A 19,338-nucleotide genomic window follows, 5' to 3' on the forward strand; every position below is an offset into this window, starting at 1 on the left:
CGTTCGCGCATTCGCCCGCGCGGGCCGCTGACCTGGTGTGATGCTGCCACGGGAGGTCTGTGCCGTGGCGGGTCTGCGCGAGGAGTTCGACGACATCGTCGACCACCGTCGGGTCACCACGCTCTTCCAGCCGGTCGTCGACCTGCGGACCACCCGGGTGATCGGCTACGAGGCCCTGACCCGGGGTCCGCGGGGATCCTCCTTCGAACAACCGATGAAGCTGTTCACGTACGCCTATCGGGTCGGCCGGTCGGCGGAGCTGGACTGGGTCTGTCGCGCTACCGCGATGCGGGCCGCGCTGCTCAACCGGATGCCGCCCGAGGTCACGCTGTTCCTCAACGCCGAGCCGGTCTCGGTCGGCGTGGACTGCCCCGACGACCTGCTCGACACCATCGTGGTGGGTGCACGGCAGCTCAGCGTCGTGGTCGAGCTGACCGAACGCAACCTGACCCACGACCCCGCCGGCGTCCTGCACGCCGCGTTCCTCGCGCGCGCCAACGGGATCGGCATCGCCATCGACGACGTCGGCGCCGAACCGGCCAGCCTCGCCATGATGCCGCTCGTCCGCCCCGACGTCATCAAGCTGGACCTCTCCCTCATCCAGAACCGGCCCGACCTGGTGGTGGCGCGCACGGTCAACGGCGTGCTCGCCGAGGTCGAACGCACCGGCGCCACCGTGCTCGCCGAGGGCATCGAGTCGCCCCGCCACGCGACGATGGCCCTGGCGATGGGCGCGACCCTGGGGCAGGGCTGGTTGTACGGGCGGCCCGCGCCGCTGCCCCACGACTGGTCCTCGTCGGCGGGGGCCGGCACGCTGACCATCAGCCACGACCCGCTCTCGTCGCGGACCCCGTTCGAGGTGGTGACCGCCGAGCGGCCCACCCGGCCCGCGAACCGGCAACTCCTCGCGTCGATGAGCCGGCACCTGGAGTATCGCGCCGCGGACCCCGCCGAGCCGAGCGTGCTGGTCGCGTGCTTCCAGGACGCGCGCCGGTTCAGCCCCGCCCTCGCCCAGCGCTACGCCTCGTTGGCGGCCGCGAGCGTCATGGTCGCGACCTTCGCCGTCGACATGCCGGACGAGCCGGCCGACGGCGTACGCGGCACGGCACTGCGCGCCGACGACCCGCTCGCCCGGGATTGGGTCGTGGTGGTCGTCGGCCCGCACTTCGGCGCGGCGCTGGTTGCCCGGCAGCCACGACCCGCCGACGACGCGCCGTTCGACTACGCCGTCACGTACGAGCGTGATCTGGTCATCGCGGCGGCGCAGAGCCTCGTGCGCCGCATCGAGGCATGATGGCGGCATGCCGTCGGTCTTCTCCTTGGTCATCGCGGGCGAGCTGCCCGGCCGGTTCGTCTACCGCGACGACCGGGTGGTCGCGTTCCTCAGCATCGCCCCGCTCACGCCGGGCCACACGCTCGTCGTGCCGGTGTCCGAGGTGGACGACTGGACCACCCTCGACCCGGCGCTGTGGGCTCACGTCACCTCCGTCGCGGCCCTGGTCGGCCGGGCCGTGCGAAAGGCGTTCGACGCGCCGCGCGCGGGCCTGGTGATCGCGGGCTTCGAGGTGCCGCACGCCCACGTGCACGTCTTCCCGGCGTGGGGCCTGGCCGACTTCGACTTCGCCAACGTCCGCCACGACCCGCCGGCAGCGGAGCTCGACGCGGCGCAGAGCCGGATCCTGGCGGCCCTGGAGTGATCCGCGCGCTGGCCGGCATCGCGGTCGCGGTCGTGGCCACCTGGCTGGTGCTGGTCGCCGCGCTGGCGCTCGGGCGGCCGCGCGGCGGGCTGCTCAAGGAGGCGCTGCGGCTGCTGCCCGACCTGCTCCGCCTGCTGCGGCGGCTGGCGGTCGACCGCGACCTGCCCCGCGGGGTCCGGGTGCGGTTGGCGATGCTGCTCGGCTACCTGGCGCTGCCGATCGACCTGATACCCGATTTCATCCCGATCCTGGGGTACGCGGACGACGCGATCCTGGTCGTCATCGTGCTGCGGAGCACGGTCCGCCGCGCCGGCCTGCCCGCCGTCCGGCGCCACTGGCCAGGGACCGACGACGGCTTCGCGGCCCTGCTGCGCTTGACCGGCGGAGTGCGATGATCCTCACCGTGGTCCCCGTGAATGTCCGGAGCGTTGTCGGGCTGCTCGGCGTCGGCCTGGTTCTCGCGGCCGTGGTGCGCTGGTCGCCGGACGTCGGCAGCGCGTCGGTGGAGGAATGGCGGCCACCCGCCGGATATGCCGTCGCGGACACCGTGTCACTGGACGCGTCCCGCACCGTGCGGCTGTGGGTCGGCCCTGCGGGCTGGTACGTGGAAAGCGGCTCGGACGGGCGCGGTGACTCGGCGGTCGGCGCGAGCGGTGGACGTGACCAGTTCGCGGTGAGCGAGGTCCTGGGCGGGTTCGTCGGCACCGTGCCGACCCGTGGCGCCCGCGCGGTGACGGTCCGCGCTCCGGGCGGCACGACGGTGCGCGCCGCCGTCCACGACGGCCTGTTCCTGACGCGCGCGTTCGCGACGGAGTCGCAGCTTCTCGTGACGCCGCTCGACGCCGTCGGCACCCCGCTCACGGCAGAGGTGACCGTGCCGCTGACCCTCAGCTGATCTGGTTGACGAAGATCCCGACCGGGATCGACACCGCGACCGCGGCAAGGAACCACCAGAGCGCGTCCCACTTCATCCGCTGGGCGACCCGCTCGGCGATCGTGTCGACGTGATCCTCGGGGTCGCCGATCGGGCTGAGCGCCGCACGGTACGGCGGTGGGCGCAGCCGCCGCGAGGCGGGCGCCGTCCGAGAAGCTTTGTGCCGCATCCGTCGGGCGTAGTCGGCTCGGCTGAGGTCCTCGTCGATGTCGTCGGTCAGCGACCGCACGGCGCGCGTCGCCAGCGTTCGGGGCCGGTCCGCGTAGGCCGACCGCCGCGCTTCCTCCCTTGCTTCGTACCGGCGCATCCGCAGTTCCAGCGCCAGCACGGCAGCGGCCGTGAGCAGGGCGATGCCCGCGAGCCACAAGGACCACGGCGGATCGGCGCGGATGCCGGCGGCGGCCGCCAGCAGAGCGAACAGCACGACGACCCGAGCGAACGAACTCATCCCGCCATCCAACCGCCGCGCGGCCTCGGGGGTTGTCACCCGGCGGGCTGACGACCTTGACGCTCCCGGCTAGTGTGCCGACCGTGGATCCCGAGCCGTTCCTCGCCCGCGGCTTCACGCTGGTCGAGTCGACTTTCGACGAGCGCGCGATGGGCAGCAGCCGAACCGTCCTGACCGACGGCGTCATCGACGTGCACCTGTTCAACGACCGAGGCGAACGCGGAGTCGTCGCAGGAGTCCACGGCGACACCGCGTACGTGATCGACGTCTGGGCGCGTGCGCTCGGCCTGGACCCGGCGGGCTCACCGGGCGCCATCGACGAGCAGGTCGCCTGGACCCTCGACCACCTGAGCGACCTGCACGCGGCCTCCGAGCGCGACCCGGCCTTGGGCGAACGGCTGCGCGACCTCAACTGGGAAGGCGTGAAGCAGGCCCTGGACCTCGCTCCGGACGCGGACCATCGCGACCCGCGAACGTGGAAGCGGCAGCCGTAAGGAATCCGTCCGGCGCCGTCCGCGACAACGGGCTCGTACCCCCGCAAGGCGGCGCCGCAGAGGCCGTACCCGTCGCCGCGGAACGGTCGTTCATCGGTGGTGGAACGGGAAGTGTCGCGGCGGGCCGTGTTGGGCGCCGGGGTCGGGGTTGCGGCGGCTGTCGGTGGTTTGGGCTCGCCCGCCGTGGCCCGGCGCGGTGGCGAGCGGCTCGGTCGCGTGCCGGTCAGCATGTCGATGCACACCCACTCGTCGTTCAGCGAAGGCGGTAGCTGGGCCGACGGCGGCGGTGGCGCCAGCATGTTGGCGCAGCTCGAGCAGGCGAAACAGACCGGCACCGACGTGGTCTGGTGGACCGACCACGACTGGCGCATGGAGGCGTACGGCTACTACGACGGCATCCGGTTCGACGGGACCGACGAGGGCCAGCAGCTCGCCTGGGTTCCGCAGAACGAAGGGCCGGTCACCGACGCGCGGCATGCCTTCGTCGACGAGCCGCACAGCCCCGACGAGCCGGGTAAGGCGTTGCGGGTCACCGCGACCGGGACCAGCGCGGCCGAGTGGGGTGCGGCGTGGCTGTTCGCCGACGGTGGCAACAGCTTCTACACCACGAACCTCACCGACACGACGCTGTTCGTCGACGTGCTCGCCGAGCGGATCGGTCCGGACGCCGAGGTCGTGGTCCAGCTCGAGACCTCCTATCGACCCGCGACGGCCGGCCGGCCCGCGGGTGTCTACGTGCTCGAGTACCGCGTCGGCGGCCAGGCATCGCGCACCCTGCGAGGCGAGCTGACCGGCGTCGTCACCGTGCCGGCGACCGGCGGCTGGCAGACACTCAAGATCCGGCCGCGCAAGGACATCCATACGTTCTGGCCGGAGATCATGGCCGAGGACTCCGCGCTCGCGCGGCTGCGGTTCGGTGTGCGGGCCCGCAACAACGCGACCGGGCAGGGCGTGTTCGACCACCTGCGGATCAAGCGGACCCGGGACCAGACCCGTTGGGCGGTACGCGAGCAGCGTGACCTGATGAAGCGGCTCGGGCGCCGCTACCGCGGGATCACCCAGCTGCTCGGCTCCGAGGTGTCGATGGTGCGCCACCTCAACGTCTACATGGAGCACTTCGAGCTGTTCCCGTACGCGGACCGCGGCGTCGCACCCGTCCTCGACGACAGCGTGGCGGCGGCGCGGGAGATGGTGCGGTGGTACCACCAGCGCGGCGCCCTGGTGCAGTACAACCATCCACCGATCGACGCGGCCGAGCTCGTGGCGAGCCGGGCGCTCGGCTGTGACCTGATGGAGACCGTCGACCCCGGCGGCGTCTCGACCATCACCAGGCAGCGCCTCGACCTGTTCGACGTCGCCGCCCGCAACGCGCTCTTCCTGACCGCGACCAGCCGCAACGACGACCACGCCGGGCGGGACTGGACCACGAAGGACCTCTTCCAGACGTCGGCGTGGTCGAGGTCGCGCCGGGCCAGAGATCTGATCGCCGCGCTGGCCGCCGGCCACGTGTTCCTCAACCACCAGCGGCTGTGGCGCGACGGCGCGCTGGACCTGCTCGTCGACGGGCGGCGGGCGATGGGTCAGGTGATCAGGACCGATGCCGCGTACGCGCCGGTCGAGATCTTCGCGGACCACCTGCCCGTGGGCGCGCGCGTCGACGTCGTGGTGGGTGTCTGTGACCGTGGCGGAGCGACCAGCCGGAGCATCGAGCGGCAACCGTTCCCGGCGACGGCGTTTGCCGGGGGCGAGGCGCTGCCGTTCCGGCTCGACCGGGCCAGCGGGCGCTACCTGCGGGTCGAGGCCTATGCCGCGGACGAGACGCCCCTCGGTTTCAGCAACCCGGTGTGGCTGCTGCCGGACGACGACACGATCGAGGTGCCGAATGCCCGCCGGTTTGAGCTGCGTCACTAACCGGGTGCCGGGCCGTCACACGCGGGCGCGCTACGCCGTCCACCGGTCATGAGACGAATCGTTCCGGCAATCGCCGTTCTGCTGGCGCTCGTGACCCTCGCCGCGGGCTTCTGGTGCCTGGTCGCACCGGCCGACTTCGCGGCGCTCGTGGACTTCCCGCCGAGCCGGCACTTCGTGCACGACGCGGGCGCGTTCCAGCTCGGCCTCGGGGCCGGGCTGCTGCTCGCGGTCGTGTGGGCCGACGGCTTCACGGTGGCGTTGGGCGCGTACCTGGTCGGTGGCGTGGCCCACACCGCGGCCCACATCGCCGACCGTGACGTCGGCGGCTCCACCGGCCAGACCACGCTGATCGCGGTGGCGGCCGCGGTGGCCGCCCTGGCCCTGGTGGAACGGTGGCGCCAGCTCGGCTGGGTCCTCGGCCACGTCGGCGGCACCGCGGCGCCGGACTGGGCGCCGTTCGTGCGGCAGAAGACGGTGGCGCTGACGACGTTCCGCCGCGACGGCACACCGGTCACGACGCCGGTCAGCATCGTGGTGGTCGGCGACCGGGCCTACGTGCGCAGCTACGAGAAGGCCTGGAAGACCCGCCGCATCCGCAACAACCCGGCCGTCACCGTCGCGCCGTCCACCGCCCGCGGCGTGCCGACCGGCCCGGCCGTCCACGCCGTCGCGCACCGGCTGACCGGGGCGGAGAACACCGCGGCCGCCCGTGCGCTCCGGGCCAAGTACCCCCTGCTGCACCGGGTGCTCGTGCCCCTGACGCACCGGCTGGGCCGGCGCACGACCGGCCGCACCGTCCACTTCGAACTGGAGCTCAGCTGACGCGCGGGTCCTCGCCCGGCTGCTTCACGAGCCGGTCGCCGACCTTGACCCGCTTCCAGGTCTCGCGGTCGACCTTGACGTCCTGTTCGGTGCCGTCGTCGAGCCGGACCTTGAGACGTCGATAGAGGTTCGACCCGTCGAGCAGCGCGCGGGCCTTCTTCACGACGGTGCCGCTCCAGGCCTCGCCGTCCGTCATCGGGATCCTCCTCGGTAGTGCGACACCACGACCCTGCCGTCGACCGTACGCGCATCGACCAGTTCCAGGTTCTGCCGCTGTTCCGGCGCCGCGAACAGCCGGCGACCGCCGCCGAGCACGACCGGGTGCACGGCGACGTGGTACTCGTCGACGAGCCCGAGCGCGGTCAGCGCCGCCGCCAGCGTCGCGCCGCCGGTGAGCAGCATGTCCCGGCCGGGTTGGGCTTTGAGCGCCGCCACCGAACCGGCCAGGTCGTCGCGGATGACTTGGCTGGTCCACTCGTCGCCGGGATACGAACGCGAGAAGACGATCTTCGGTGTGGCCCGCCAAAACGGGGCGAAGGCGGCGACGTGCGGGTCGTCCGACATCGACTCGGCGTTCGGCCAGAACCCGACCATCATCTCCCAGACCGGCCGGCCGAACAGCATGGTGTCGACCCGGGTGTCCAGGCTCTCCGAGTACGCGGACAGCTCCGGACCCATCCTCGGCCAGTCGAACTCCCCGTTCGGCCCGTCGATGAACCCGTCCACCGACGTGTGCACCCAGTAAATGATCTTGCGCATCGGTTGCCTCCTCGTGTGCCGTCACAGCTACGTCGGAGCCGACCGCCGCGGTTCGACAGCCGCGGAACTCGTATCTTTGGCGACATGGATCTGGTGCGGGCAGCCACGCTCCTCGCGGCCGAGCAGCGGTTCGCTCACTCCAGCGTGACCGCGCACGGGCACCTGCTGCGGCTGCTCGCGGGCGGCGTCCCGGCCGGCGGCGTGATCGGCGAGACCGGCACCGGCTGTGGGGTCGGCCTCGCGTGGTTGACCGAAGGCGCCCCGGACGGAGTCCGCCTGGTCAGCATCGAGCGCGACCCGGAGCGCTCCGCCGCCGCAAAGGCACTGTTCGAAGGCCGCCGGAACGTCACCGTCCACACCGGAGACTGGCGCGACCTCCGCGAACACGGACCGTTCGATCTGCTGTCCCTCGACGGCGGTGGTCACGGCAAGACCCCGAACGCCGGATTCGCGGAGCCGGGGGACTGGCTGAAGCCCGGCGGCACCGTGGTCATCGACGACTTCACGCCGACCACCGACTGGCCGCCCCGGCACGCCGGAGAGGTCGACCACGCCCGCCTGCGCTGGCTCGACCACCCGCACCTGCACGCCACTCAGATCCGGCTCGCCCCCGACCTGGCTGTCGTGATCGGCACCCGGAGAAGCTAGCGGAGCACCGCGTACGTCAGGTGCGTGGCGTGCGGCGAGACCACCACGTCGGTCTGGCGCAGCCTGGGTGCGGGCTGGTCGCCCGGGCGGAAAAGTGGCGTGCCAGCGCCGACCAGGCACGGCGACAGGTGCAGGCGCAGCTCTTCGGCCAGGCCCAGCAGCACGCTCTGGCGTACCACCTCGGCACCGCCCATGACGACCACCGTCTTGTCGCCGGCCGCCGTCCGGGCCTGGCCCACCGCCGCGCAGATGTCGGTGGCGAAGCTGAACCGGTCGCCCAGCCGCCACGAGTCCGGCGGGGAGTGGGTCACGACGACCACCGGCGGGCCGCCCGTCGCCTGGTCGTTGCCGGCGCCGTAGCCGAGCTCGTCGGTCCAGCCGTGCGGGCCGTCGACGAAGTCGAACAGCCGGCGGCCCATCACCACCGCGCCCGTCTCGTCGAGGCCGCGGCACAGGATCTCCGAGTCGACCGGGTGGCCGGCGAAGACCCAGCCGTGGATCGGCTCGCCGTCGATGCCGAGGCCGTGTTCGAGGTCGGCCCCGCGCGCTGCCACGTATCCGTCGAGGGAAATGGAAATGTCAGCGACAACCTTGCCCATATCGGACTAGCCTACGCCGATCTGCTCCGGCTGTCGTGACCGCTGCGCGGGGATCGGAGCCCGCGACCCGCGGCGGCGCAGAAGGCGCATAGCGGGCGCCTCGACGTATCGGTGCAGGGGCAGGGCGACGGCGTACGAGACGACCAGGAACCCCATGCCCAGCGACATCGCCTGCCATGCGGGGTAGTCGTGCGATCGGCCGAGGATGGTCATCGCGGTGGTGACGATCGTCAGGTGGACCAGGAAGAAGGCGTACGACGCGTCGCCGAGCCGGACCAGCACCGGGTGCCGCCAGATCGACCGTGCGCCGGTCAGGTCGGCGGTCGCGGCGGCCGGGATCAGCAGCGCGGTCGTGGCCAGCACCGCCGCCGTGTCGCGTACCTGGTGGGGGAGCAGGTTGACGACCAGGTAGTTGGCGGCGAACAGCGCCGACGCGAGCGGCAGCCCGGGGCCGCGCCAGGCGCCGGAGCGCACCAGCAGCGCGAGCGTGATGCCCAGTGCGAACTCGACCGCCCGGGTGGCCGGCAGGACGTAGACGAACCAGCGCTGGTAGGCCGGGTCGACGAACAGGTGCGCGATCAACGGCATCAGCAGGCCGAGTACGACGAAGAAGGCTGCCGCGCCGGCCAGCGCCCGGCCGGTGAGGCGGCGCAGCAGCGGCAGCAGCAGCGGGAACGCCGCATAGAACGCGATCTCGCACGAAAGCGACCAGGCCACCGGATTGATGCCGAGATAGGTGACATCATCCGGATACCACGCCTGCACCAGGAACAGGCTCGTGGTCAGGTTGTGGCCGTTGACCTGGTTCATCCGGTTGCCGACGGGATCGGCCAGGTCGCCGACCCATTTCGAGGCGACGGCGAGGGCCAGCGCGACGACGTACGCGGGATAGATCCGCAGCACCCGTCCCGCGAAGAAGCGGCCGAGCGGCCGCGCGCTGCCACCCTTGGCGGCCCAGGTGAGCACGAAGCCGGAGAGCACGAAGAAGAACGAGACGCCGAGGTCGCCAGGGTCGAGCAGCAGGTGCCCGAGGTCGTGGGCGAAACCACCGACGGGGATGAACGAGTACGCGTGCACGCCGAACACGAGCAGCGCGGCGGCGAACCGCAGACCCGTCAGCGACGGCAGGCGTGAGGAGGGGGCAGCGGCCCTGGGGGAGGCGGGCATAGAACGGCGACCCTATCGGGGTCGCGCGTCGATCGCATCCGGGCGTACCCGAATTGTGGACAAACCCTCAGGACGCGCGGCGCCGCCGAAGCAGGAACAGCGCGACGAGCCCGGCGAGCACGACCGCACCGCCACCGACGGCCCAGGGAACGACGGTGCTCGACGGCTCGCCGCCGGGCAGCACGGCGACCGGCAACGACGCGAGCGGCACGTCGGTGCGCGGAGCCGCGCTCGGCTCCACGCTCGGCGCCACGGTCGCCTCCGGTTCCACGGTCGGGGTCGGCCCGGGCGGCGCCACCTTGTTGGTGAACGTGTAGCTGCCCGAGATCGGGTGCCCGTCGCTGGAGACCGTCTTCCACTCGACCTTCACCGCGCCCACGGCCAGCGGCCGCACCGGCTGGGTGATCGTCTTGTCGAGCACCGTGGGCGCCGCGTCCTGGTATTTCGCGCCGTCCGCGCCGCGGACCACGACCACGGTGCCGTCCTGCCGGATCAGCCCGCTGAAGGTCAGCGTCAGCGCGGTGACCGGCTTGGTCACGGTCGACTTGGCCGCCGGCACCGACTTGGCCAGCTTGGTGTGCGCCGCCGCGGGCGTCGCGGGTGCGACGACCACGACCAGCCCGACGAGCAGGGCGGCCAGAGCTGCGGCAGGGTGGCGACGCATCGATCCTCCAGGTGTCGTTCCGGACAAACTAGCGGCTCGCCGGGGACCGGTGTGACATCGGGCCGCCGCGCGGCGCTGGTGATCGTGTGGAGGAGTCACTGACCGATCGCCTCGACGACCTGGAGTGGTGGCTGCGGATGCTCCGCCGTCCGGTCGTCGACCTGCTGGTGCCCGGCCTGCCGGCCGACGGGACCGCTCGGCACGGCCCGCTGCCGCCCGTGGTCGTCGAGTGGTTCGGCTGGCACGACGGCGTCACCCGCGCCCCCGGTCAGGACCACGGGGACATCGAGGTCATCCCCGGGTACGCGCCCCTGGCGCTCGCCGAGGCGGTCGGGCTGCGTCCCGCGTACGAGGAGGATCCGGTCCTGCTGCTGGGCGACGGCTGGCTGCCGCTGCTCGCGTCGGAGGCGGGCGACCTGTTCGCGGTGCTGTGGTCCGGCGCGTACGAGCCGCGGGTCGTCGCGGTGCGGTCCGGCGAGCCGACCCGGATGGCGTTCGTTGACCTGCCCGCGATGGTGGCGTTCTTCGTGGAGTGCTTCAAGCGCGGCGCCTTCACGGCGGACCTCCGGTTCACCGTCGACCACGCCCGTTATGACCAGCTGTATGCCGAGCTCGACGGTCCGCACTGAGCCGATGCGGCTGGAACGCGATCGCTGGGCGGACGGGCGCGGGTCCCGCCTCAGCCGGACGGACCCCACCGCGGACCAGATCGAGGCGGCGGTGCGCGCGCTGGACCAGCGCTGCCACACCGAGGTGGTGCTGACCGGGCACGACGGTCAGTACCTGGCCGTCGAGGGCGGCGCGGGGGAGTACCTCGTGCACCTCGGCTCCGACGAGCACGACGACGTCATCGCCCTGCGTACGCCGTCCGCTCCGCCGGGCGAGGTCGACGTCGTCGCCGCCGGGCAGGTCCGCCGGGTCGACCGCCGGGCGGTCGTCGACCTGGCCACCGCCCTGCGTGCGGTGCGCGCGTTCGCCGTCGACGGCCGGCCCGACTCGACTCTCTACTGGGGATCAGGCTGACGCGAGCGCTTCGGCCGGGCGGCGCTCGTCGAGCCGGACCAGCGCGACGCCAGCCACGATCAGCGCGCCGCCGGCGATCTGCACCGTGGTCGGCAACTCGTCCAGCACGAGCCACGAGACCAGCACCGCGAACAGCACCTCGGTGAGCCCGACGAACGAGGACAGCCGGGCGCCCAGCGCGCGGGCCGCGGCGATGCCGGCCACGTAGGCGACCACGGCCGCCACCAGCGACAGCCCGGCCACCGGCACGAGCCAGCTCATCCGCTGGTCGCCGAGGGTGACCTGGCCGAACGTCGCGTGCATCGGCAGCAGCCCGGTCGCGCCGAGCACGAGCAGGACCAGCGCACCGATCGCCATGCCGGCGGTGGCCAGGGCCAGCGGGGGCACACCCTCGACGCCCTCGGGAGTCTCGCGGGCGCCGAGCACGAAGTAGGACGCCAGCCCGACGCCGGCGAACAGGCCCCACGCGACGCCGACCAGGGACAGCCGGGCACCGCCGCTCAGGTCGAGCACGAGGACGAGCCCGACGACGGCGGTGACCGCGCCGGCCGTGGTCAGGGCCCGCGGGCGCTGGCCGTGTGCCGCCCACATCCAGAACACGACGAGCACCACGCCCAGGTATTCCAGCAGCAGCGCGACGCCGACCGGCAGGTAGCGGATCGCGTTGAAGAAGCCCACCTGGGCGGCGCCGACGCCGAGCACGCCGAACAGCGTGATGCCGGTCAGGTCACGGCGCACCGCACCCCAGCGGCCGCGCAGCGCGATCGCAGCCGGCACCGCGAGCACCAGCGCCGCGACGCCGACCCGGGTGGCCACCGCCGCCGGTGCCGTCCAGCCGGCGCCGAGCAGCGCGTGTGCGAACGGGCCGGACGTGCTGAACGTCAGGGCCGAGAGCAGCGCGAGCAGCAGGCCGAACGAACGGGTCGGTGCCATCAAGATCCCCTGTCATGACCAAAGCCGGCTTACACTGATGACGTTAGGTGCGCGACTGTTAGGGGTCAAGATGGTTTTCGCTCATGACACCGAGGTGGCCCTCGTGCAGGTCGCCGCGCTGGTCAACACCCCGCTGGCCGACATCGCCGCGCTCGACGCGTTCCTGCTCGAACACCAGGACAGCGGGGTCCGCACCGGCACGCGCGCGGAGCTCGACTCGGTCCGTGCGCTGCGCCCGCGGTTCCGCCGGTTCTGGGAGCTCGGCGAGGACGACCTCGTCGAGACCGTCAACGCGTTGCTGGTCGAGTGCCGGCCGTTGCCGCAACTGGTCCGCCACGACAACTGGGGCTACCACCTGCACGCGGTGCCCCGGGACGCGCCGCTCGCCGTCCGGATGACCGTGGAGGCCGCGATGGCCCTGGTCGACGTGGTCCGCAGCGGTGCGCTGGACCGGCTGCGCGGCTGCGCGTACCCGGACTGCGACAACGTCCTGGTCGACCTGTCCAAGAACCGCTCGAAGCGGTTCTGTGACGCGGGTTGCGGCAACCGGTCCGCGGTCAACGCCTACCGGGCGCGGCGTGCGGCCGCCGGTGGGTCTTGATCAGGTCTGCTACCGTTCCATCGAAGATGGCTACTCGGCGGGGCCGTCGTCCGACCAACCCTGGAGAGACGATGTCGCGTAAGACCGGTAGGCCGTCCTATGTGCGCCAAGCGGAGCTCGACCGCAAGCGCCGGGTGCCCCTCGCGGCCACCATCGCCGGCATCGTGGTCGCCGCACTGGCCGCCGGGCTCGTTGGTTTCCTGGTCGGACGCCCCGACGCGACCACCCGCGCGATCGACGACATCAAGGCGGCGGAAGCCCAGCGCGACCGCGACCAGATCACGTCGCTGACCGACGTGGCGCGGTCCTCGCAGGAGAAGCTGACGACGCTGCTCACCGGCTTCGACGCGGCCGTCGCGGGCGGCAAGCCGGCCGACGCCGCGACCATCGCGGGCTGGCAGCAGGTGGTCAAGGACCTGGTCGCCGCGCACGCCGACAGCCCCTCCGGCACGACCGCCACCAACGTCGCCCGCGGCGCGTTCCGTGGCGCGATCGGCGACTTCCAGGTCGCCGTCGACCTCTACGCGGCCGCCGTCGCCGGCCCCGCCGACCGGCAGCCGGCCCTGATCGAGATCGCGGACCGCGCCCGCACCGCCGCCGCGACCTCCTGGTCCGTGGCCGCCGCCCAGCTCGACCAGATCAATGTGGACGCCGGCTTCGGCCACCAGCACGTCTACCTGGAGACCGAGCAGGGCAGCGGCGCCTTCACCGCCGACGGTGAGGAAGAGGGCCACACCGGCGGTTGACGAACCTCTTGCGCTGACGGATCGACATCCCTAGTGTCTTCACCACAGCGGTCTATGAAACGTTTCACGGCCGGGAGGTGCGATGCTGGCGCTGCAGCGGGTGAGCAAGTCCTTCGGCGCTGTCGCGGCGCTGCGCGACGTCGACCTCGAGCTGGTCGCCGGCGAGGCACACGCGCTGGTCGGCGAGAACGGCGCCGGCAAGTCCACGTTGGTCCGGATCCTGGCCGGAGTGCACCCGCCGGACACCGGCACGGTGCTGCTCGACGGCGAACCGGTCACCTTCGGGGGCCCGGCCGACGCCCGGGCGGCCGGCATCGCGGTGATCTACCAGGAGCCGACACTGTTCCCGGACCTGTCGGTCGCGGAGAACATCTTCATGGGCCGGCAGCCGCGCCGCAGCCTCCGCCGGATCGACACCGCCGCGATGCGCGCCCGGTCCCGCGAGCTGTTCGACCGGCTCGGCGTGCGGCTCGACCCCGACCGCCCCGCGCGTGGGCTGTCGATCGCCGACCAGCAGCTCGTCGAGATCGCCAAGGCGCTGTCCACCAACGCCCGGGTGCTCGTGATGGACGAGCCGACGGCGGCACTGTCCGGTGTGGAGGTCGAGCGGCTGTTCGCGGTCGCCCGCTCGCTGCGCGACGACGGCGCCGCGGTGCTGTTCATCTCGCACCGCTTCGACGAGGTGTTCGACCTGTGCGAGCGGATCACGGTGATGCGCGACGGCCGTCGGGTCGACACCGCTCCCGCGGCCGAGCTCACCGTCGACGCGCTGGTCCGCAAGATGGTCGGCCGCGACGTCGCCACGCTGTTCCCGAAGGTCGACACGACGCCGGGCGACGTCCGGCTCGACGTGCGCGGCCTGACCCGTCACGGGTTCTTCGAGGACGTCAGCTTCACGGTGCGGGCCGGCGAGATCGTCGCGCTGGCCGGCCTCGTCGGCGCCGGCCGCAGCGAGGTCGTGCGGGCCGTCTTCGGCGTCGACAAGCCGGACGCCGGTGAGGTCCGCGTCGACGACAAGCCGCTGCCGCCCGGCGACACGCCGGCCGCGATCGCCGCCGGGCTCGCGCTCGTCCCCGAGGACCGCCGCCAGCAGGGCCTGGTGATGGAGCTGTCGGTCGAACGCAACGCCACGCTGCCGCGCCGCTGGGCCCTGTCCCGCGCCGGGCTGCTGTTCGGCGGCGCGGAGCGCCGGTCCGCCGCGACCTGGACCCAGCGCCTCCAGGTCAAGGCCGGCCGCCCGACCGACCCGGTCGCCACGCTGTCCGGCGGCAACCAGCAGAAGGTCGTGCTCGCGAAGTGGCTCTCGACCGAGCCACGGGTGCTGATCGTCGACGAGCCCACCCGGGGGATCGACGTGGGTACGAAGGCCGAGGTGCACCGCCTGCTCTCGGAGCTGGCGGCCGACGGGGTGGCGGTGTTGATGGTCTCCAGCGAACTGCCGGAGGTGCTGGGAATGGCCGACCGGGTCCTGGTCATGCGGGAGGGCCGGCTCGTCGCCGATATCCCGCGGGCCGGCGCCGACGAGGAGTCCGTGATGGTCGCCGCGACCGGGGCCCGGCCGTGACGGCCCCGACCGCCGCCGTCCACCGCGTCTTCGTGGTGCGCGAGCTCGGCATCGCCCTGGCGCTGGTGTTGCTGGTCGGCGTGACCTTCGCGGTCAACACCCGGTTCCTGTCGGCGCAGAACATCAAGGACCTGCTGCTCGGCTCCACGATCCTGGCCATCCTCGCGGTCGGCCAGGCCATCGTCATCATCACCCGCAACGTCGACCTGTCGGTCGGCTCGATCCTGGGCCTGGCCGCGTTCGCCACCGGCAACCTGTTCGTCGGCAACCCGGGCCTGCCGATCCCGGTCGCCCTGCTGGCCGGCATCGGGCTGGGCGCACTGTGCGGCGCGGTCAACGGCGGGCTGATCGCCGCGGCGCGGGTGCCGGCGCTGGTGGTCACCCTGGGCACGCTGTACGTCTTCCGGGGCATCGACTACACCTGGGCGACGGGTCGCCAGATCAACGCGGCGGACATGCCGCACGACTTCCTCGCGCTCGGCACCCGCACCGTCCTCGGCGTGCCGGTCCTGGCCCTGTTCGCGGTCGTGGTGCTGATCGTCGCCGGCGTGTTCCTGAAGTCGTACCGCAGCGGTCGCGAGCTCTACGCCATCGGCTCGGACCCGGACGCCGCCCGGCTCTACGGCATCCCGGTCGGCCGCCGCGTCTTCTGGGCCTTCGTCGCCAGCGGCGCCCTGGCGGGCCTCGCGGGAGTCCTGCACGCGGCCCGGTTCGGCACCATCGACGCCAACGCCGGCCTGGGCAGCGAGCTCAACGTCGTCGCGGCGGTCGTCGTCGGCGGGGTGGCGATCTTCGGCGGCAGCGGCTCGGTCTACGGCGCCGCGCTCGGTGCGGTGCTGCTGACCACGATCGGCAGCGCGCTGCCCGTGCTGGGCATCAACCCGTTCTGGCAACGGGCCGCGGTCGGCGTGCTGATCCTCGCCGCCATCGGCCTGGACCGCTCGCTGGCCGTGCGGCTGGCCCGGCGACTTCGAGGAGGCAGCGACCGTGGTCGTTGACACGCCGGTCCGCGAGCCGGTCACCCCGCCGTCCCGTACCCGTGCCCGCGGTGTGCTCGGCTCCTGGGACCTGCTCGTCGTCGTCGCCCTGATCGCGGTGATCATCGTCGGCAGCCTGACCATCGACGGGGTCGGCAACCCGCGCTTCTACCGCTTCGTGATCCTCGAGGCGATCCCGATCGCGTTGATCGCCCTGCCGATGACGCTGATCGTGATCACCGGCGAGATCGACCTGAGCGTGGCCTCGACGGTCGGCCTGACCTGCAGTGTGATGGGCTGGCTGTGGCAGGCGGGCGTGACCTCGCTGCCGTTGCTGATCGCGATCTCGCTGGCGCTCGGCGCGGTGCTGGGCGCGGTCAACGGCGTCTTCGTCACGGTCTTCGGTCTGCCGTCGCTCGCGGTCACCATCGGCACCCTCGCGCTGTATCGGGGGCTGGCCTACGTGGTGCTCGGCGACCGCGCCGTCGCGGACTATCCGATCTCCTGGACGACCAACATGATCGCGCCGATCCCCGGGACGGTCGTGCCGTGGTTCGTGCTGGTGGTTGCCGTGCTCGCGGTGCTGTTCGGGGTGCTGCTGCACGCGACCCCGATCGGCCGGGGGCTCTACGCGATCGGGAACAACGCGGAGGCGTCCGCGTACTCCGGGATCGCGGTCCTGAAGACGAAGTTCTGGTTGTTCGTGGCGACGGGTGTGGTCGCCGCTCTGGCGGGCGTCTTCTGGACGTTCCGGTTCGCGTCTGCCCGGGCCGACAACGCCAACGGCCTCGAGCTGTCGGTGGTGGCGGCGGTGTTGCTGGGCGGCGTGTCCATCTTCGGCGGTCGCGGCGGCCTGCTCGGTGTGGTCGCCGCGGTCGCGCTCCTCGGCACTTTACGCAACGCGTTGCAACTGGCCGACGTCCCGGCCAACGCGTTGACGATCGTCACCGGAACGCTGCTCATCGCTTCCGTCGTCGGGCCCAACGTGGTGCGCATGGCCCGTGGGCGGCTACGCCGACGACCACCCCCTGCAGAAAGGACCCAACCATGAGGACCACAGGTGTACGCGTCGTCGCGGCGACCGTCCTCGCGGCGTTGACGCTCGCGATGGGCGCCTGCGCGGAGGACGGCTCGGGCACTGATACGGGCTCTTCCGATGCCGGCGCCGCGCCCGGCACCATCAAGGAGGGCTTGAAGATCGCCTTCCTGCCGAAGCAGGTGAACAACCCGTACTTCGAGACGTCCGACAACAAGGGCGGCAAGTCGGCGGTCGAGGAGTTCAAGGGCGCGTACTCGCAGACCGGCCCGTCCGAGGCGAGCCCGTCGGCGCAGGTGTCGTACATCAACACGCTGTCCCAGCAGCAGACCGACGTGATCGTGGTGTCGGCCAACGACAAGGACGCCATCTGCGGCGCCCTGACCGAGGCCAAGACGGCCGGCGCGAAGATCGTCACGTACGACTCGGACACCAAGCCCGAGTGCCGCGACGTGTTCGTCAACCAGGCGACCGCGGACGGCATCGCCAAGTCCCAGATCAAGCTGATCTCGGACGCGGTGGGCCCGGACGGAGGCGAGATCGCGATCCTCTCGGCGACGGCGAACGCGACGAACCAGAACGCCTGGATCGAGATGATGAAGACGGAACTGGCCAAGCCGGAGTACGCGAAGCTCAAGCTCGTCGACACGGTCTATGGCGACGACCAGGACGAGAAGTCGTTCCAGGAGGCGCAGGGCCTGTTGGCCAAGCACCCGAACCTGAAGGGCATCATCTCGCCGACGACGGTGGGTGTGGCGGCGGCCGCGCGTTACCTGTCCGGGTCCTCGTACAAGGGCAAGGTGCAGTTGACCGGTCTGGGCACCCCGAACCAGATGCGCGCGTTCGTGAAGGACGGCACGTGCAAGGCGTTCGCGCTGTGGAACCCGGCGGACCTGGGCTACCTGGCCGCCTATGCCGGTGCCGCGCTGGCATCCGGAATCATCACCGGCAAGGAGGGTGACACCTTCAAGGCTGGCAAGCTCGGTGAGTACAAGGTCGGCGCCGGGGGAGAGATCGTCCTGGGCGACCCCTTCACCTTCGAGGCATCCAACATCGACCAGTTCGACTTCTAGTCTGTCTATCGTGGAGGGTGGCGTGCGCCGGATCTGTTTCACACTCCAGGTTCGCCCTGAGCTGCTGGAGGAGTACCGGCGCCGCCACGCCGCCGTCTGGCCGGAGATGCTGGCCGCGTTGAGTGCGGCCGGCTGGCACGACTATTCGCTGTTCCTGCGAGACGACGGCCTGCTGGTGGGCTATTTCCTGACGTCAGACCTGGACGCGTCGCTGGCCGCGATGGAGGCGACGGACGTCAACGCCCGCTGGCAGGCCGACATGGCACCGTTCTTCGTGGACCTGCCGGACGGCCGCCCGGACCGCGGCTTCGTCGTTCTCGACGAGGTCTTCCACCTGGCGTAACCCGTAGCATGGTCCGGATGACCGACTGGAGCGCGGATCTCACTGGCACGGGCGGATACGCCGACGTCAACGGCATCAACCTGTACTACGAGCGGTACGGCGCCGGCCGTCCGTTGGTCCTGCTGCACGGCGGGCTCGGCTCGGGCGAGATGTTCGGCCCGGTGCTCCCGCTGCTGGCCGCCGAGCACGAGGTGATCACCGTCGACCTGCAGGGCCACGGCCGCACCGCGGACGTGGACCGCCCGCTGTCCCTGGACACGATGGCCGCCGACGTGGCAGCCCTGATCTCCCACCTCGGCCTGCCGCGGGCGGACGTGGTCGGCTACTCCCTGGGCGGCGGCGTGGCGATGCACGTGGCCGCCAACCACCCGGCCGTGGTCGGCAAGCTGGTGATGGCGTCGGCCTGGCTGCGCACGGACGCGATCTACCCGGAGCTGCGGGCGATGCAGGGCCAGGTGAACGCGGCGGCGGCCGAGTTCATGGTCGACACCCCGATGTACCAGCTCTACCAGAAGGTCGCCCCACGCCCGGAGGACTTCGGTCGCCTGCTGGACAAGATCGGCGCGTTCATGCAGCAGGAGATCGACTTCACGGCCCAGGTGCGCTCGCTGACCGTACCGACGATGGTGGTCGGCGCGGACGCGGACCAGGTCCCACCGACGGCCTTCATGGAGATCTTCGCGCTCCTCGACGGCGGCCAGCGCGACGGAGGCTGGACCGGCGAAGGCCGCCCAGCGGGCGGACACGCCCTGGCCATCCTCCCGGGCGTCACCCACTACTCGATCTTCAACTCACCCTTGTTCGCGGCGGTCGTCCTCGACTTCCTCGCGGAGTAGGCCCCAGGACGGGTCAGCGGTCGTCGATGTTCTGCGCGAGAATGGGCTCGTTCGCGCGACGAC

25 protein-coding genes are annotated in these 19,338 nt (G+C 71.9%); 18 read left to right on the plus strand and 7 right to left on the minus strand.

Annotated elements, in window-relative coordinates:
• Nucleotides 1-40 precede the first annotated feature (40 nt).
• From CHC05_RS00170 to CHC05_RS00185, 4 genes are read left to right on the plus strand one after another with little or no spacing between them, the layout of a single operon-like run.
• Nucleotides 41-1,294, plus strand: coding sequence for a sensor domain-containing phosphodiesterase (locus tag CHC05_RS00170; protein WP_089243334.1), 1,254 nt, complete (start codon nucleotides 41-43; stop codon nucleotides 1,292-1,294).
• 7 nt (nucleotides 1,295-1,301) lie between these two features.
• Nucleotides 1,302-1,697 (plus strand): HIT family protein, encoded by a 396-nt coding sequence (locus tag CHC05_RS00175; protein WP_089243336.1) that lies wholly within the window; start codon nucleotides 1,302-1,304, stop codon nucleotides 1,695-1,697.
• Entirely contained in the window at nucleotides 1,694-2,092 is a 399-nt protein-coding gene (locus tag CHC05_RS00180; RefSeq protein WP_089243338.1) for a YkvA family protein, read from the plus strand. Before CHC05_RS00175 ends, CHC05_RS00180 begins: the two co-directional genes overlap by 4 nt.
• Nucleotides 2,093-2,109: 17 nt before the next feature.
• The gene (locus CHC05_RS00185) at nucleotides 2,110-2,592 is read left to right on the plus strand and encodes a hypothetical protein (protein ID WP_144022428.1); all 483 of its coding nucleotides are present in this window, start codon (nucleotides 2,110-2,112) and stop codon (nucleotides 2,590-2,592) included.
• On the opposite strand, the gene CHC05_RS00190 is transcribed toward CHC05_RS00185, so the two are convergent.
• On the minus strand, nucleotides 2,585-3,079 hold the full coding sequence (locus CHC05_RS00190; RefSeq protein WP_089243343.1) for a hypothetical protein: 495 nt from the start codon (nucleotides 3,077-3,079) through the stop codon (nucleotides 2,585-2,587). The genes CHC05_RS00185 and CHC05_RS00190 overlap by 8 nt on opposite strands.
• An 83-nt stretch (nucleotides 3,080-3,162) precedes the next feature.
• Between CHC05_RS00190 and CHC05_RS00195 the strand changes: the two genes are divergently transcribed.
• From CHC05_RS00195 to CHC05_RS00205, 3 genes are all read left to right on the plus strand, one after another.
• Nucleotides 3,163-3,573 carry a hypothetical protein gene (locus CHC05_RS00195; RefSeq protein WP_144022429.1) on the plus strand — a complete coding sequence of 137 codons (411 nt, stop codon included), beginning with the start codon at nucleotides 3,163-3,165 and terminating at the stop codon, nucleotides 3,571-3,573.
• A gap of 96 nt (nucleotides 3,574-3,669) precedes the next feature.
• Nucleotides 3,670-5,484, plus strand: a complete 1,815-nt coding sequence (locus tag CHC05_RS00200; protein ID WP_144022430.1) for a hypothetical protein — start codon at nucleotides 3,670-3,672, stop codon at nucleotides 5,482-5,484.
• 48 nt (nucleotides 5,485-5,532) lie between these two features.
• Nucleotides 5,533-6,306: a PPOX class F420-dependent oxidoreductase gene (locus tag CHC05_RS00205; protein WP_089243349.1), complete on the plus strand. Its 774-nt coding sequence runs from the start codon at nucleotides 5,533-5,535 to the stop codon at nucleotides 6,304-6,306.
• On the opposite strand, the gene CHC05_RS00210 is transcribed toward CHC05_RS00205, so the two are convergent.
• Together CHC05_RS00210 and CHC05_RS00215 are read right to left on the minus strand one after the other, a co-directional pair.
• Nucleotides 6,299-6,502, minus strand: coding sequence for a DUF7489 domain-containing protein (locus CHC05_RS00210; RefSeq protein ID WP_089243351.1), 204 nt, complete (start codon nucleotides 6,500-6,502; stop codon nucleotides 6,299-6,301). The genes CHC05_RS00205 and CHC05_RS00210 overlap by 8 nt on opposite strands.
• Complete coding sequence (locus CHC05_RS00215) at nucleotides 6,499-7,065, minus strand: dihydrofolate reductase family protein (RefSeq protein WP_089243353.1); 567 nt, start codon at nucleotides 7,063-7,065, stop codon at nucleotides 6,499-6,501. The genes CHC05_RS00210 and CHC05_RS00215 overlap by 4 nt, the downstream gene beginning before the upstream one ends.
• A gap of 84 nt (nucleotides 7,066-7,149) precedes the next feature.
• On the opposite strand from CHC05_RS00215, the gene CHC05_RS00220 reads away from it, so the two are divergent.
• Nucleotides 7,150-7,713: an O-methyltransferase gene (locus CHC05_RS00220; RefSeq protein ID WP_089243355.1), complete on the plus strand. Its 564-nt coding sequence runs from the start codon at nucleotides 7,150-7,152 to the stop codon at nucleotides 7,711-7,713.
• Here CHC05_RS00220 and CHC05_RS00225 read toward each other — a convergent pair.
• The 3 genes from CHC05_RS00225 to CHC05_RS00235 form a co-directional block, all read right to left on the minus strand.
• Entirely contained in the window at nucleotides 7,710-8,312 is a 603-nt protein-coding gene (locus CHC05_RS00225; RefSeq protein ID WP_089243357.1) for a dihydrofolate reductase family protein, read from the minus strand. The genes CHC05_RS00220 and CHC05_RS00225 overlap by 4 nt on opposite strands.
• 6 nt (nucleotides 8,313-8,318) lie before the next feature.
• Nucleotides 8,319-9,479 (minus strand): acyltransferase family protein, encoded by a 1,161-nt coding sequence (locus CHC05_RS00230; protein ID WP_089243359.1) that lies wholly within the window; start codon nucleotides 9,477-9,479, stop codon nucleotides 8,319-8,321.
• Nucleotides 9,480-9,546: 67 nt separating this feature from the next.
• On the minus strand, nucleotides 9,547-10,143 hold the full coding sequence (locus CHC05_RS00235; protein ID WP_089243361.1) for a copper resistance CopC family protein: 597 nt from the start codon (nucleotides 10,141-10,143) through the stop codon (nucleotides 9,547-9,549).
• Between the two features lie 86 nt (nucleotides 10,144-10,229).
• On the opposite strand from CHC05_RS00235, the gene CHC05_RS00240 reads away from it, so the two are divergent.
• Together CHC05_RS00240 and CHC05_RS00245 are read left to right on the plus strand one after the other, a co-directional pair.
• Nucleotides 10,230-10,772, plus strand: coding sequence for an SMI1/KNR4 family protein (locus tag CHC05_RS00240; protein ID WP_089243363.1), 543 nt, complete (start codon nucleotides 10,230-10,232; stop codon nucleotides 10,770-10,772).
• A 4-nt stretch (nucleotides 10,773-10,776) separates the two neighbouring features.
• Nucleotides 10,777-11,166: an Imm1 family immunity protein gene (locus CHC05_RS00245; protein ID WP_179265991.1), complete on the plus strand. Its 390-nt coding sequence runs from the start codon at nucleotides 10,777-10,779 to the stop codon at nucleotides 11,164-11,166.
• Here the strand turns inward: CHC05_RS00245 and CHC05_RS00250 are convergent.
• Entirely contained in the window at nucleotides 11,158-12,105 is a 948-nt protein-coding gene (locus tag CHC05_RS00250) for an EamA family transporter (RefSeq protein ID WP_425426703.1), read from the minus strand. The genes CHC05_RS00245 and CHC05_RS00250 overlap by 9 nt on opposite strands.
• A gap of 64 nt (nucleotides 12,106-12,169) precedes the next feature.
• On the opposite strand from CHC05_RS00250, the gene CHC05_RS00255 reads away from it, so the two are divergent.
• The 8 genes from CHC05_RS00255 (at nucleotide 12,170) to CHC05_RS00290 (ending at nucleotide 19,275) form a co-directional block, all read left to right on the plus strand.
• Nucleotides 12,170-12,700 carry a CGNR zinc finger domain-containing protein gene (locus CHC05_RS00255; protein ID WP_089243369.1) on the plus strand — a complete coding sequence of 177 codons (531 nt, stop codon included), beginning with the start codon at nucleotides 12,170-12,172 and terminating at the stop codon, nucleotides 12,698-12,700.
• Between the two features lie 71 nt (nucleotides 12,701-12,771).
• Nucleotides 12,772-13,446 (plus strand): hypothetical protein, encoded by a 675-nt coding sequence (locus CHC05_RS41230; RefSeq protein WP_179265992.1) that lies wholly within the window; start codon nucleotides 12,772-12,774, stop codon nucleotides 13,444-13,446.
• An 82-nt stretch (nucleotides 13,447-13,528) separates the two neighbouring features.
• Complete coding sequence (locus CHC05_RS00265) at nucleotides 13,529-15,010, plus strand: sugar ABC transporter ATP-binding protein (RefSeq protein WP_089243371.1); 1,482 nt, start codon at nucleotides 13,529-13,531, stop codon at nucleotides 15,008-15,010.
• A complete protein-coding gene (locus tag CHC05_RS00270) occupies nucleotides 15,007-16,008 on the plus strand; it encodes an ABC transporter permease (RefSeq protein ID WP_089243373.1) in 1,002 nt (333 codons plus the stop codon). Before CHC05_RS00265 ends, CHC05_RS00270 begins: the two co-directional genes overlap by 4 nt.
• Nucleotides 15,998-17,038 carry an ABC transporter permease gene (locus CHC05_RS00275; RefSeq protein ID WP_089243375.1) on the plus strand — a complete coding sequence of 347 codons (1,041 nt, stop codon included), beginning with the start codon at nucleotides 15,998-16,000 and terminating at the stop codon, nucleotides 17,036-17,038. The genes CHC05_RS00270 and CHC05_RS00275 overlap by 11 nt, the downstream gene beginning before the upstream one ends.
• Nucleotides 17,035-18,096, plus strand: a complete 1,062-nt coding sequence (rhaS, locus tag CHC05_RS00280) for a rhamnose ABC transporter substrate-binding protein (RefSeq protein ID WP_089243377.1) — start codon at nucleotides 17,035-17,037, stop codon at nucleotides 18,094-18,096. The genes CHC05_RS00275 and rhaS overlap by 4 nt, the downstream gene beginning before the upstream one ends.
• Nucleotides 18,097-18,106: 10 nt before the next feature.
• Nucleotides 18,107-18,439 carry an L-rhamnose mutarotase gene (locus CHC05_RS00285; protein WP_245870591.1) on the plus strand — a complete coding sequence of 111 codons (333 nt, stop codon included), beginning with the start codon at nucleotides 18,107-18,109 and terminating at the stop codon, nucleotides 18,437-18,439.
• Between the two features lie 17 nt (nucleotides 18,440-18,456).
• Nucleotides 18,457-19,275 carry an alpha/beta fold hydrolase gene (locus tag CHC05_RS00290; protein ID WP_089243381.1) on the plus strand — a complete coding sequence of 273 codons (819 nt, stop codon included), beginning with the start codon at nucleotides 18,457-18,459 and terminating at the stop codon, nucleotides 19,273-19,275.
• Nucleotides 19,276-19,338 lie beyond the last annotated feature (63 nt).

Source organism: Asanoa hainanensis, from assembly GCF_900188485.1.
Lineage (GTDB): Bacteria > Actinomycetota > Actinomycetes > Mycobacteriales > Micromonosporaceae > Asanoa > Asanoa hainanensis.